The sequence below is a fragment of the Vibrio sp. 2-Bac 85 genome (assembly GCF_037546705.1).
Taxonomy (GTDB): domain Bacteria; phylum Pseudomonadota; class Gammaproteobacteria; order Enterobacterales; family Psychromonadaceae; genus Psychromonas.
Window position 1 is genome coordinate 99,347 of sequence record NZ_JALAAB010000017.1, and the last position, 14,056, is coordinate 113,402.

A 14,056-nucleotide genomic window follows, 5' to 3' on the forward strand; every position below is an offset into this window, starting at 1 on the left:
GCTTTGATTAGTCAAATGTTTTCACTTATTTATTAAGAGCCGTTAGCGCTTCTTTTCAAATTTAAAATACCTTTACATTTGGGCTTGCTGATTTTTTTACCTTGGATGATAACGGGTATAGTAATATCGCTAGCTAAGTGATCTTATTGTTAGCTAGCTGAGTATCATTTAATGATTTTGCCTAGTTCGGTTGCAATAAATTCTGCTATCCAAGGTTGAGCAATAACTTTTGGGTGTAAACCATCACGCATCATCCATTCAGGTTTAGTGATCACATGCTCTAAAAAGAAGGGCATCAGTGGTACATTTTTCTGTTCGCTTAAGGCAGGATAAATACTAGAAAAAGCCTCACTATAGCGTTTGCCGTAATTAGTTGGGACTCGAATTTGCATTAAAATGGGTTGTGCATTTTGTGCTTGGATATTATCAATAATAATGCTTAAATTATTACTAACAATAGTGGGTGAAAAACCACGTAATCCATCATTTGCTCCCAATTCAATTAAAACAAAATCAGGTTGATGCTTTTTTAATAAAGCCGGTATACGTGCTAATCCATTACCGCTTGTATCTCCAGAAATACTGGCATTTACAACGGTAATTTCTTGATTTTTTTGTTTTAATTGTTCAGGTAATAACACTGGCCAGCTTTTCTCCACTGGCATTTGGTAACCGGCACTTAGGCTATCTCCTACAATCAGTAACGTGTTACTGTAAACCAAAGACGAAAATAGCAATGAGAATAATAAGGAAACGAGTTTAATCATGAGTCAATCCATTATAAGTGTTAAGAATATTACTAAATCAGTAATAAGTAATGATAACGAACTATCTATCCTAAAGGGGATTTCCTTTAACATCAATGCCGGTGAATCGGTTGCTATTATGGGAACCTCGGGTGCCGGTAAGTCAACTTTGATGAGTTTACTTGCAGGGCTAGACCAACCTACATCAGGTTCGATCACTCTCTTAGATTCAGAAATTTCAGCTATGGACGATGAACAAAGAGCTAAAATTCGTAGTGAATCAATTGGTTTTGTGTTTCAGAACTTCTTACTCATTCCCTCTTTGAATGCATTACAAAATGTCACTTTACCGATGGTATTACGTGGTAGTGAAGATGAAAGCAGTAATAACCAAAAAGCCAAACAACTTTTAAAAGAAGTTGGCTTAACAGGTCGTGAAACTCACTTACCCACACAGCTTTCAGGTGGGGAGCAACAGCGTGTAGCTTTGGCACGTGCTTTTGTCACGGAGCCTAAAGTTCTTTTTGCCGATGAACCTACGGGCAATTTAGACCAACAAACCGCACAAAATATTATTGAGCTGTTGTTTAAAATGAATCAAGAGCAGGGGACAACACTGATTTTAGTGACCCACGATGCAAACCTCGCTAAGCGTTGCCAACGCACGCTGATTATTAACGATGGGCAATGTCAGGAAAGTGAATGAAAACCAATAAAATGATAATAAGCTGGAGCTGGCGAGAGATCTGGTTTGGGCAATTATGGCCAGTAATGGTGGCATTAACACTCATTATTGCCTGTGTGGTTGCTTTATCAACACTGGCGTTACGTGTTGAAAAAGTGATGACTAACCAAGGTCGCTCTTTATTAGCTGCAGATCTCGTATTTCGTTCCTCTAATCCTATTCCCGATGCCTTGGTAGAACAGGCCAAGCAAGCTGGATTAACGGTTTCATCGCAAAGTCGATTCCAGACCATGGCATTTAGTGATCTGAAAATGCAGTTGGTAACAGTTAAAAGTGTTGAAGCTAGTTATCCACTACGAGGTGCATTAAATTTAACCAATAAAAGCAATTACATCTCGCATCATGTGAACCCTGGAGAATTATGGATCGCGCCACGTTTACTGTCTCTTTTAGATGCTGAAATAGGTGAGACCTTAGCCATTGGTGATGCAGATTTAACTATTACCGGATTAATTAAAGATGAGCCTGAATTAGCTTATAACCCTTTCAACAGCATTCCTAATCTATTTATTCATGCCAGCGATCTGGATAAAACGGGCGCAGTGCAGGTTGGGAGCCGTGTACGCTACCGGTTATTTATTAACGGAGACTTAAGCACATTAGCCAAATTGCAACAGGATTATGAATTACAAGCAGGTGAATCTTGGGTTGATCAAAGTAAAGAAAGTCGTGCTGCCGGATTAATGGAAAAAGCTAAGCAGTATTTATCATTAACCATCTTGATGGTGATCTTAATGGCTGCCGTTACCTTGATCCTAACTTGTTTACATTATGCTCGAAATCGTAGCGAAACCGTCTCCATGTTAAAAAGTATGGGGGCTAGTCGCGCTTGGTTACGAGTGTGGTTAAGTACACAAGTGCTGATCATGTTTGTAGTTGCTTTTGTTGTTGGTAGTGCTGCTGGATTATTACTAGAGTTCTTATTACGCCTACCATTGGTTGATATTTTACCTAAACAATTACCAACTGTTGGCTTACAACCATTTATGTTTGCTATCGGTGTGGCACTCTGTATTGGTTTGCCTGCATTATTGATCCCCTTAACTCGTCTGTTAGATGCACCTGCAATTAGTGTTATTCAACAACAGGTGACCACACGTTATTCAAAAACGAGTTGGTGGTTACTACTCTTACCGATCACTGCCTTGGTGGTATTTTATGGTAGTAATAAATTAGTATGGATGGTGTTAATTGGTTTATTGGTGTTATTTGTTTTACTCGCATCACTCAGTTACGGGTTATTAAAAGCGCTAGGTAAATTGAAATGGCGTGCTGCATTTAGTTTAGCGTTAAGTCGTATCAACCGTTCACCTAAAAATAGCATGATGCAATTGGCTGCTTTATCGGGTTCATTGATGCTGGTGGCATTAATCTGGTTAATTAAAAGTGACCTATTAGGGGACTGGGAGCAGACGTTAGCTGCCGATGCACCCAATGTATTTGCTATTAACATTAGCCCTGAACAACAGCAAGGTTACTTACAACAGATCGATCAACTGCAATTACCACGTAGTGAAGCTTTTGCAATTATTAGAGGCCGAATTACGGATATCAACGAAGTCAGCACTACCGAACTCGCTGTTTACCAAAATAAAGACGTGCGTATTCTAAAACGTGAAATTAACTTTACTTGGGCGAAACAGTTACCTGTCTATAACGAAGTGATTGCTGGAGAATGGACGGGAGAAAAAACCGTTTCTATTGAACAGGAGGTTGCCAGTGAATTAGGGGTTACCTTAGGTGATAAGCTTACTTTTGAAGTAAATAGCCAACCCTTTACGGCGACGGTTAATTCTATTCGTGCGGTGGAGTGGCAAAGTTTAAAACCTAACTTTGTGTTTATTTTTAGCGAAGACGTGATTGCTGATTTGCCAACTACGTGGATGGTGAGCTTTAGAGCCGGACAAGATCAAACGCCATTAGTTAATGAACTTGCACGTTCATACCCAACGGTGACGTTATTAGATCTGCGTACCATGGCCGATAAAATACAGGGGTTATTAAGACAAATCTCATGGTCTTTGACTGGCCTTGCTGCCTTAGGTGTGATGGCGGGGATCTTATTAATCTTTACCTTATTGCGTCTAAGCTTGAGCGAACGTAAAAGAGAGATCACCTTATATCGTACTTTAGGCGCAAGCAAAAAACGCATTAGCCATACCTTATGGGCTGAATATGGTTTGTTAGCGGTTAGTGCTGGTTTTGTCGCCGCTATTGCCGCAGAGATTATATTAGCAAGTTTAATGACCTGGGGATTTGAATTACCGATACAACTCCATCCGAGCATGTGGTTAGTTCTTCCTCTTTTAGCGGTATTAATTGTATTTTTAAGTTTAAGTACAGTGATTAAAGAGCTATTGAAACCTTTAAGATAGGTTTAGCGTGCAATATATAGCCACATTATGAGCGTTATAGTGTGGTTATATTTACAGCGTGGCTATATGTACAAGTATTACTGAGAAGAATCATTGCTGGCTACCAGTCGGCTGCTGATTAGTCGCAGTATTTTTTCTAGCAATAAAGCAAAAATTATTATCCTGAAGGGCTTTCATTGTATTGAGTTGAAGTTATTTTTTAATAAAGGATCATTGCACTAAAATAAGCGTGTTTTATAGTTGCACCTAAGTCGAAAAGTCCGTAAACTTCGGCCTTCACTTTACTGCTGAATTAGTGATCGGCAGTAATAATTAAAATAGGTTATTCACATAACCACAAAATATCGGAGTACGTTATGTCACTAAGTGCAGAACAGAAAGCTGAGATTGTAGCAAAATTTGGTCGCGCAGAAGGCGATACTGGTTCACCTGAAGTTCAAGTTGCATTGTACACAGTACAAATCAACCACCTTCAAGGCCATTTCAAAGAGCACATCCATGATCACCACAGCCGTCGTGGTCTATTACGCATGGTTAGTCAACGTCGTAAATTACTTGACTACTTAAAGCGTAAAAATGTTGCAGCTTACACAGCATTAATCGCAGAATTAGGTCTACGTCGTTAATTTCGACTTAAACACTGATTTCAAAAAGAGCCTAAGGGCTCTTTTTTTGTTTGTGTTCAGGTAAATTGATAGATAAATTTACCTGTTATCAAATAAACAAAATTTAAGTCCTATTTTTTATGATCAACATAGATATTTTTGATCTTAAATTAAGACAATAAAACGGTCGACTTAGCCTTAACAAGAACATTAGAATATTACAGTGATCTACTAACCATTTTACCCATAGGTATTTCAATAGGTACTTGGTAATATTGAAGTTAACTGGTACCGTTAAGCTCAATATATTAACGCCAAATGAAAATAAATATCTTAAGTTTATTGATTGGTATGACATCAACTCTTCTATACACAAAGCTTATATCGATTATATTAAATACGTGATTCTAGTCATAAATAGAATACTTATTTATTATGGTTGCTATTACCTAAGGGATTAAATTATGAAGCTAAATTCAATTATTAAAAGTACTTTACTGGCTGCTGCAGTCATCTCTACAGGTTTGCAAGCTAAACCTGTTTATGTTGCAACCACAGCGATTGTTGAACACCCTGCACTAGATGCAGTTCGAGACGGTGTTAAATTAGTATTAGAAGAAAATGGCTACACGGGTGACGAATTAAAATTCACTTACGAAAGTGCTCAGGGTCAACCTGCTATTGCTGCACAAATTGCTCGTAAAATGGTCGGTGATGAACCTGATGTGATTGTTGCGATTGCAACACCTTCAGCCCAAGCCGCTGTGAGTGTAAGTCGTAATATCCCTGTTGTATTTTCTGCGGTAACGGATCCGATTGGTGCTAAATTAGTACCTACTTTAAAACAGCCTGGTAGTAATGTTACGGGTTTATCTGACATGGTGAATGTGAGACAACATTTAGCCTTGATCAAAGAGTTTGTACCTAACTTAAAAACAGTCGGTGTACCTTACAATCCAGGTGAAGCAAATTCAGTATCAAGTGTCGCTGCATTAAAGATTGCAGCAGCGGAAATGGGCATTGAAGTGATTGAATCTGCAGCGCCAAAATCTGCGGACGTAATGATCGCAACAAAACAACTGGTTGGTAAAGTAGATGCTATTTACTGCCCAATTGATAATACAATTATTAGTGCTGTTGAATCCGTTATTAAAGTGGGTATCGATGCGCAAATCCCTGTTTTTGCTGGTGATACAGATACCGTAGCGCGTGGTGCTGTTGCCGCTGTTGGTTACAACTACTTCGATTTAGGTCGTCAAACGGGTGATATCGTTGTGCGTATTCTGAAAGGTGAAAAAGCCGGTTCAATTGATGTCAAAATGGCGCAAGGAACTGACCTTTATGTTAACCCTAAAATGGCTGCAAAAATGGGTATAGAAGTACCTGCTGCTGTACTTGCTCGTGCAACTAAAGTTATTAAATAAGAACGGAACAATATGTCACTTTTTTCATTTTTAGGTACGTTAGAAATTGGCCTCATTTACGGCTTAGTTGCCATTGGGGTATACCTTACTTTTCGTATCTTGGATTTTCCAGATCTAACCGTTGACGGTAGTTTTACACTCGGGGCTGCTGTGACAGCAACCCTGATCGTAATGGGCGTTAATGTTTTTTTAGCAACCGTTGCAGGTACCATCGCAGCCGCATGTGCAGGGTTAGTCACTGCATGGTTAAACTTACGTTTTGACATTCTACATTTGTTAGCCAGTATTTTAACCATGACAGCTCTGTATACGATTAACCTACGTGTAATGGGTAAACCAAACGTAGCATTAATCATGGAACCGACGATTTTAACGCCTTTCGAAGGCATATTTGGTCTGCCTGATATGTATATGCGCGTTATATTTGTAGCTGTTTGTGCGTTGATTGGCGGGTTATTAATCGCTTGGTTCTTAAAAACACAATATGGATTAGCAATGCGCGCTGTAGGCTCTAATAAGCGTATGGCACAAGCAAACGGTATTGTGGTCAAGCAAAAAGTTTATGCTGGATTAGCACTTTCCAACGGGTTAGTGGGATTAGCTGGCGCATTGTTTGCTCAAACCAATGGCTTTGCCGATTCTACTATGGGTATTGGTACCATCGTGGTTGGTTTAGCCGCAGTAATAATTGGTCAATCATTGTTTGCTAGCCGTTCAATGTATGTGATCGTATTAAGCTGTATTGTTGGTTCTGTATTGTATCGACTAGCTGTTTCTATGGCTCTTAATGCTGATTTCTTAGGTTTTAGTGCGTCAGATTTAAACTTGATCACGGCAGTACTGGTTGCCTTGGCATTGATCTTTCCTAAGCTACGTAATGAATGGAAAGCTAAACAAGCAGCGAGGAAAGAAGCATGATTAGTTGTAAAGAGTTACACGTTACGTTTAATCGTGGTTTACCCACTGAAAAGTTAGCATTACGTGGTATTGACTTAACCATACCGCAAGGTGAATTTGTTACTGTTATTGGTTCTAACGGTGCTGGTAAATCAACACTGTTAAATACAATTGCTGGTGATATCAATAGTACCAAAGGGCAAATTCTATTTGGTGAGCGTGATGTAACTAAAGTACCTGCAACGGGAAGAACTGCAGATATTGCACGTGTTTTTCAAGATCCATTAGCAGGAACTTGTGGTGATTTAACCGTTGAAGAAAACATGGCATTAGCTTATGGCCGCGGCAAAAGAGGACGTCTTTCACCTGCACTAAACACTAAAACACGAGAAATTTTTCGTGAACAGTTAGCGCGTTTGAATTTAGGCATTGAAGACCGTCTAGAAAGTCAGATGGGGTTATTATCTGGTGGTCAACGTCAATCGGTGAGCTTATTGATGTCGGCTCTACAGCCAAGCACTATTCTGTTATTAGACGAACACACCGCAGCATTAGATCCAAAAACAGCGGCATTAATCATGGATATCACCTCACAAATCATTGCTGAAAAGCAATTAACCGTGATGATGGTAACCCATTCAATGCGTCAAGCGTTAGACCACGGTTCTCGTACAATCATGTTGCATGAAGGCAAAATTATCTTTGATTTAGCCGGTGAGCAACGCGCTAATTACGAAGTGAAAGATTTATTAAATCTATTTGCCCAAGCACGTACAGATGGCGAAGAGTTAGATGATGATAAATTATTGTTAGGTGCTTAAGTTCTCTGAACTCCAGTAACGTAAAAAGAGCCTAAGGGCTCTTTTTTTATAGGAAAATAGTTTACCAATTCTAGATTTCCATAGCCTAGATTCGCATAACCTAGATTCGAATAGTAAGTGCAATTACGTCATTGAATGTAAACCAATCATATTACCTTCAGAATCTAACACTAAACAAATAAACCCGTACTCACCTATATCCATTTTAGGCCGTTGTATCGAACCGCCTGCGGCTTTTGCTCTTTCAGCCTGAATAGCACAATCATCACATGCAAAATAAACAAGGGTGCCGCCTCCTCCTGCAATAACATGCTCCATTTTAACTAATGCGCCAGTCGCACCATATTTTTCCATATCAGAAGGGAAAGCCAGCATCTGAATGCTTGAGTCATTAGGATCACCTAGTACTTCTAAAATAACCTCAAACACAGCCTCATAAAATGTTTTAGCTCTGGTTAAATCATCGACATAAATTTCAAACCAACCGACTGGGTTCATGGACATACTTTTCTCCTTAGTGATAATTTACTTTCTAAAAAATTAACGTAATGGATAACCTAAATAATAACCAACAAAGGGTAACAGCGAACAAGCAAGGGATATACTTTATGTAAAGTTAGGCTTGTTTAAAGAGAGGGCGACGACAAAAATTCAATTTTTAGACTTTATAGGTAATGACTTTATAGGTAATGGATTAAATATAATAAGAACATAATCAATTGAAACTAGTAATATTGTTTCTTTTAATCATTATAAATTGAATTAGGAAGAGTAATGCGCCCAAGTGAACAATTAAAACAAACGTGTATTGACGATTGGTCAGCAGCAACAAACCATGCTTTTTGTGCTGAACTTGCAGATGACAGTCTGCCATTAGATAAAATGAAAATTTATTTAGCTCAAGATTATACTTTCATTGATAACTTTGTACGCTTAGCGGCTTCTGCTATACACCATGCTCCAACTCTTCCTGACCGTTTGCCATTAGCCCATTTTCTAGGGAATATCGCAGGTCCGGAGAATACCTATTTTCAACGATCTTTTAACATATTAGATGTTGCTCAATCTGAACGAGTCACCCCTGAATTATTAAAACCAACCCGTGATTTTCAAGCGTTAATGCTAAAAGCGGCTAACAGTGATGAATACGGAAATATGGTGGCTGTTTTGTGTGTTGCCGAGTGGGTGTATTTAAGTTGGGCACAACCTGTTTTTGAACGTACAGATTATGCTGAATTGATTAAAACATTACCCTTCTATTTTGGAGAATGGGTTGCCTTACATTCTGGTGAATATTTTGAATCGGTAGTTGAGCATTTACGTTCTCAACTTGATACTGCATTTAATAATGCAGATGTAGAGCAACAACAAACAATGCAAGATTACTTTCAACAAGCGGTGTTATTAGAAAAACAGTTCTTTGATGCTTGTTATAAATAATAGCTATTTATAATTATTTTCAATAATAGTCACCAAAAAACAGTCATCAACAATAGCTATCAACAATAGCCACCAATACATAGTCTAGGTGTGTTGGTCTTACACTTTACATTAAGCTCAATGTCCAAATATTGATAGTGAGCTTTTACTTCTGCACATCACCAAAAATAATATCTCGACGGCCATCAACCCATAATTCATGCTTTGCCATTACTTTAGTAAACATTGGGCTTTGTAAATAATGATTTAACCAAGCGCGAAGTTTGGGGTAGGGCGATTGTTGATACCATTGACGCTCGACCTTCGAGAACTGGCGAACAAAAGGCATCAAGGCAATATCTAATAAACCTTCGTGTTCAGAGCTTAAAAAAGCGTGTTGAGATAAACGTACTTCTAATTTTTGAAGATACACTTCACAGGCTTGTCGGCGTTCAATGATATTGGTTTCTTGATAACGTTTGGCACATTTATAGGCCTCAACCGCTACAAAAAAGTGTTTTTCAAAGTCATCAATAATTGTAATAACTTCAGCAAGAGGCTCGTTACCTTGAGAGGATAACAAATGATTTGGGTCGTTGTCCTTTAGTACCTTCAACATAATATCGAGACTTTCTTCAACTACTTCTGTGTCTATTCCATCTACTTGAGAAACCAACATCGGTACGGTGCCTTTCGTTGATAACGCGAGCATCTCTGCTGGTTTATTATTTAATTTAATCGCCCGTATTAATACTGGTTGTTTGGATTTAAAAATCGCAATACGTGCTCGCATTGCATAAGGGCAATGTTGCAGTGAATAAAGTATCGGCATGTTGGAGTATTGTGTGGTCATTAATAGGCTCAATTAAACAGACGTAAATTGGTCATATATTACCTGTACTCTGTTAGCTGAGCTAGTATCGAAAAATAAAGTCGGTGTTGTATTCACTTATTTGTACACTTTTTAATACATTTAATCTGTGTCTGTTAATTTTTGATTCTATAGGTTTGTTTATCTTAAAATATTCATCTAAAAAATTTTAAAAGCGCGTTGCTTGACGTATACTGTCGGCGCGATAAAAAGCAAAATGAAAATAATACTATTAAAGGAAAAAAAATGACTCCTATTGTAAAAAGTTTCCAGTATGGCGAACATACGGTAACACTAGAAACTGGCGTAATTGCACGTCAAGCAACTGCGGCTGTAATGTGTAGCATGGACGATACTTGTGTATTCGTTTCTGTTGTTGGTAAAAATGCTGATGATCAAGAGCGTGATTTCTTCCCTCTGACTGTTAACTACCAAGAAAAAACATATGCTGCGGGTAAAATCCCAGGTGGATTCTTCAAACGTGAAGGCCGTCCATCAGAAGAAGAAACGCTAATTGCACGTCTTATTGACCGTCCAGTTCGTCCTCTTTTCCCAGCTGGTTTCAAAAACGAAGTACAAGTGATTGCAACTGTTGTTTCAATCAACCCAGAAGTTAACCCAGATATCGTTGCTATGATCGCAACATCTGCGGCACTGTCTATCTCTGGTATGCCTTTTAACGGTCCTATCGGTTGTGCTCGTGTTGGTTACAAAGAAGGTCAATACCTACTTAACCCAACTAAAACAGAATTAGAAACAAGTGATCTTAACCTTGTAGTATCTGGTACTGACAACGCAGTATTAATGGTTGAATCAGAAGCCGCTATCCTAAGCGAAGACGTAATGTTAGGCGCTGTAGTATACGGTCACGATGAGCAACAAGTAGTTGTTGAAGCAATCAAAGAGTTCGCTGCAGAAGTTGCACGTCCTAAATGGGATTGGTCTGCACCAGTTCGTAACGAAGCATTAGATGCTGCGATTGCAACTGAAGCACAAGCGCGTTTTGAACAAGCTTACCAAATCAGTGATAAAGGCGAGCGTTACGACGCAATCAAAGCTATCACTACTGAAGTTAAAGAAAAATTATTAGCTGAAGACGAAGCATTAGTAGCTAAACAAGTAGGCGAATACCTACATGATTTAGAAAAAACTGTTGTACGTACGCGCATCATTAAAGGTGAGCCACGTATCGATGGTCGTGATCCTGAAAGCATCCGTGCACTTGACGTACGTACTGGTGTTTTACCACGTACTCACGGTTCTGCTTTATTTACACGTGGTGAAACTCAAGCATTAGTTACAGCTACGCTTGGTACACAACGTGATGCACAAATCATCGACAGCCTAATGGGTGAGAAGAAAGATCACTTCTTATTACATTACAACTTCCCTCCATACTGTGTAGGCGAAACTGGTTTTGTTGGTTCACCTAAACGTCGTGAAATTGGTCACGGTCGTCTAGCTAAACGTGGTGTATTAGCGGTAATGCCTTCTGTTGAAGAATTCCCATACACAGTACGTGTTGTATCAGAAATCACTGAATCTAACGGTTCATCTTCAATGGCTTCTGTTTGTGGTTCTTCTCTAGCGCTTATGGATGCTGGTGTTCCACTTAAAGCATCTGTTGCGGGTATCGCGATGGGTCTAGTTAAAGAAGGCGAAGAGTTCGTTGTTCTTTCTGATATCTTAGGTGATGAAGATCATCTTGGTGATATGGACTTTAAAGTAGCAGGTACAACTAACGGTATCACTGCTTTACAAATGGATATCAAAATTGAAGGTATCACACGTGAAATCATGCAAATTGCTTTAAACCAAGCAAAAGCTGCACGTTTACATATTCTTACTGTTATGGATGAAGCTATTTCTGAAGGTCGTTCTGACATTTCTCAGTTTGCTCCACGTATTCACACACTGAAAATCAACACTGATAAAATCCGTGATGTTATCGGTAAAGGCGGCGCAGTTATCCGTGCTCTTTGTGAAGAAACAGGTACAACTATTGAAATCGAAGATGACGGTACAGTTAAAATTGCTGCAACTTCTGGTGAGCAAGCTGAAGATGCAATCAACCGCATTAAAGCACTTACAGCTGAAGTTGAAGTAGGTACTATCTACCACGGTAAAGTTGTACGTCTAGCTGACTTCGGTGCTTTCGTTAATATTCTTCCTGGTAAAGACGGCTTAGTTCACATCTCACAAATCTGTGAAGAACGTGTTCAAAAAGTATCTGATTACCTGAAAGAAGGTCAAGAAGTTAAAGTTAAAGTACTAGAAGTAGACCGCCAAGGTCGCGTACGTCTTTCTATGAAAGAAGCAGCAGATAAAGTTGAAGTAGCTCCAGCAGCTGAGTAATTTTTTTAAGGTGTCTTTTGTAATATAGAGACACTTTAGCGCTAACTTTATAAGCAAGCTTCGGCTTGCTTTTTTTATACCTGTAAGAAAATTGTTTGATAAAGAAAAAGACGGCTTAGTTCACATCCCACCTATGCCTCAAATAATGGTGAAGAGCGTGTTCAAAAAGTATCAGTTCCTTCTTCGCACTGCGAAACTACGTTTCGGTTACTCATTATTAGCAGCTTCTTATTTATTTAAAATAAAGAAGGTCAAGAAGTTAAAGTTAAAGTACTAGAAGCCATGGTTTTAAAATAAGCCGCCAAGGTCGCGTACGTCTTTCTATGAAAGAAGCAGCTCCAGCAGCTGAGTAACTTTTTCTAAGTGTCTTTTGTAACATAGATATGTTTTAGCGCTAACTTTATAAGTAAGCTTCGGCTTGCTTTTTTTATGTCTGAAGAGAATATCTAGAGAAAAAAGATGACTTACTACATATCTATAGTGATGCGCTTAAGATTATTGCTCGCTTATATATTGGGAATATAAAAGGTCAGCAAACTCTAGTTCAGTTAACTCATCAATAACTAAATCTCGGACCGCTTCAGCAAAAAGGTCATTATCAGTAGTGAGTTCATAATCATTGAGAGATAAGAATTCTAGCGCTACAGCTAGACCTGTTCGTTTATTTGCATCGGGAAGGGCATGGGAAATAGAAATACTAACAGTGTACTTGGCAGCTATTTCAAAAATATCATCAAGACCTTGGTAAACAATTGCGTTATCTACGCGTCCAAGTGCACCTTGTAACTTAGCTACATCAACTTATCCTTTGTAACCAGGTTCGGTTGATAAAATGATATTGTTGATTTCAATTACTCTTTCAAATGGAAAGCAAATAATATCCATTACATATTAGCCAACTTTTGAAAGGTTTTTTTATGTGTTCTAAGTGCTAGTTTAGTTTCAGATTTTACAATTTGCTGACCATATACACCCGATAAATCAAGGTTTTTCGTCGCTTTAATTGAAGGTCTTTCAACAGCATTTACACCATATCTTTCAATTTTTTTATTCATAATTACCTCTAATATTAAAGTTGATTATAGCGTAAAGCTAACAATTTATTATACATAAATATCTTTAAGCGCTAATGACAATTTAGGTTCTTAGTAAATTACTACTGTTAACAGCTAAAAGCTCAGTTTATCGGTATTTTTTATATTAGTTAATGTATTTTTAATTAATTACTTATATTGTTTTTCTCTTATAGTAAGTCACTTACTTTTTGTTAAAAGAAACTCATGAAAGAAAAAGGCATAGCGAATCGCTTTCTAATCCAACCAACCAATAACTTTCTCAACGCACCAGTTCATTCAGCACATGGATGTGCTGTATGAACTTACAGCAAACGTCCTGTTTGCTGTTGCTGAAAGTTATTCATTGCTTGGGAAAGCTCAACGGTGGGAGGTTGTAGATTTGTCGATTATTTTTGGGGGGGATTTTCTTAATCAAATAGAGTAACTCTTCATTGATTTTACGGCAAAGAAACATATGTTTATTTATACACTCTAGGATTTTGCAATCTTTCCGTCGTAAATACTGCATTTTATCATCTTTCTACATGATTTATATTTCATCTTTGATTTTAAATTATTGATTAAAATAATAATTACAGTAGTCTAAGTCTATTATTAATTATTAAATGTTTGCCGTCTTTCCGATGGGAATATGACTTTTTGTCATCTAATAAGATGTTAGGTTTCAGTTCGGTAATCGAGAATATATGAAGAATTTTGGTAACTACTCAGCAGGGATAAAA

The 14,056-nt window shown here is 38.1% G+C and carries 12 protein-coding genes and 1 pseudogene; 8 read left to right on the top strand and 5 right to left on the bottom strand.

Translation table 11 applies throughout. The features are described from left to right. Window positions 1-164: 164 nt before the first annotated feature. A complete protein-coding gene (gene tesA, locus MT390_RS16045) occupies window positions 165-767 on the bottom strand; it encodes a multifunctional acyl-CoA thioesterase I/protease I/lysophospholipase L1 (RefSeq protein WP_499442100.1) in 603 nt (200 codons plus the stop codon). Here tesA and MT390_RS16050 point away from each other — a divergent pair. The 6 genes from MT390_RS16050 (at window position 766) to MT390_RS16075 (ending at window position 7,613) form a co-directional block, all read left to right on the top strand. Then, complete coding sequence (locus MT390_RS16050; protein ID WP_499442102.1) at window positions 766-1,452, top strand: ABC transporter ATP-binding protein; 687 nt, start codon at window positions 766-768, stop codon at window positions 1,450-1,452. The genes tesA and MT390_RS16050 overlap by 2 nt on opposite strands. Beyond that, the gene (locus MT390_RS16055) at window positions 1,449-3,866 is read left to right on the top strand and encodes an ABC transporter permease (protein WP_499442103.1); all 2,418 of its coding nucleotides are present in this window, start codon (window positions 1,449-1,451) and stop codon (window positions 3,864-3,866) included. Before MT390_RS16050 ends, MT390_RS16055 begins: the two co-directional genes overlap by 4 nt. Before the next feature lie 356 nt (window positions 3,867-4,222). Further along, window positions 4,223-4,492, top strand: coding sequence for a 30S ribosomal protein S15 (gene rpsO, locus MT390_RS16060; protein ID WP_028870486.1), 270 nt, complete (start codon window positions 4,223-4,225; stop codon window positions 4,490-4,492). 443 nt (window positions 4,493-4,935) lie between these two features. Then, complete coding sequence (locus MT390_RS16065; RefSeq protein ID WP_166372188.1) at window positions 4,936-5,895, top strand: ABC transporter substrate-binding protein; 960 nt, start codon at window positions 4,936-4,938, stop codon at window positions 5,893-5,895. A 12-nt stretch (window positions 5,896-5,907) separates the two neighbouring features. Beyond that, the gene (locus MT390_RS16070; protein WP_499442104.1) at window positions 5,908-6,813 is read left to right on the top strand and encodes an ABC transporter permease; all 906 of its coding nucleotides are present in this window, start codon (window positions 5,908-5,910) and stop codon (window positions 6,811-6,813) included. Further along, window positions 6,810-7,613 carry an ABC transporter ATP-binding protein gene (locus MT390_RS16075; RefSeq protein ID WP_166372190.1) on the top strand — a complete coding sequence of 268 codons (804 nt, stop codon included), beginning with the start codon at window positions 6,810-6,812 and terminating at the stop codon, window positions 7,611-7,613. The genes MT390_RS16070 and MT390_RS16075 overlap by 4 nt, the downstream gene beginning before the upstream one ends. 123 nt (window positions 7,614-7,736) lie before the next feature. Here MT390_RS16075 and MT390_RS16080 read toward each other — a convergent pair whose 3' ends face one another. Next, window positions 7,737-8,117, bottom strand: coding sequence for a VOC family protein (locus MT390_RS16080; RefSeq protein ID WP_499442105.1), 381 nt, complete (start codon window positions 8,115-8,117; stop codon window positions 7,737-7,739). 270 nt (window positions 8,118-8,387) lie between these two features. Between MT390_RS16080 and MT390_RS16085 the strand changes: the two genes are divergently transcribed. Next, on the top strand, window positions 8,388-9,053 hold the full coding sequence (locus tag MT390_RS16085; protein WP_499442106.1) for a TenA family protein: 666 nt from the start codon (window positions 8,388-8,390) through the stop codon (window positions 9,051-9,053). Window positions 9,054-9,198: 145 nt separating this feature from the next. On the opposite strand, the gene MT390_RS16090 is transcribed toward MT390_RS16085, so the two are convergent. Next, complete coding sequence (locus MT390_RS16090; RefSeq protein WP_499442107.1) at window positions 9,199-9,885, bottom strand: glutathione S-transferase; 687 nt, start codon at window positions 9,883-9,885, stop codon at window positions 9,199-9,201. Window positions 9,886-10,149: 264 nt separating this feature from the next. Here MT390_RS16090 and pnp point away from each other — a divergent pair, with 264 nt between their 5' ends. Further along, window positions 10,150-12,258, top strand: a complete 2,109-nt coding sequence (gene pnp, locus MT390_RS16095) for a polyribonucleotide nucleotidyltransferase (protein ID WP_499442108.1) — start codon at window positions 10,150-10,152, stop codon at window positions 12,256-12,258. A 495-nt stretch (window positions 12,259-12,753) separates the two neighbouring features. Here pnp and MT390_RS16100 read toward each other — a convergent pair. Then, window positions 12,754-13,143, bottom strand: a pseudogene (locus tag MT390_RS16100) (type II toxin-antitoxin system death-on-curing family toxin). Continuing rightward, window positions 13,143-13,313: an acetyltransferase gene (locus tag MT390_RS16105; RefSeq protein ID WP_166372195.1), complete on the bottom strand. Its 171-nt coding sequence runs from the start codon at window positions 13,311-13,313 to the stop codon at window positions 13,143-13,145. Before MT390_RS16105 ends, MT390_RS16100 begins: the two are co-directional and overlap by 1 nt. Window positions 13,314-14,056 lie beyond the last annotated feature (743 nt).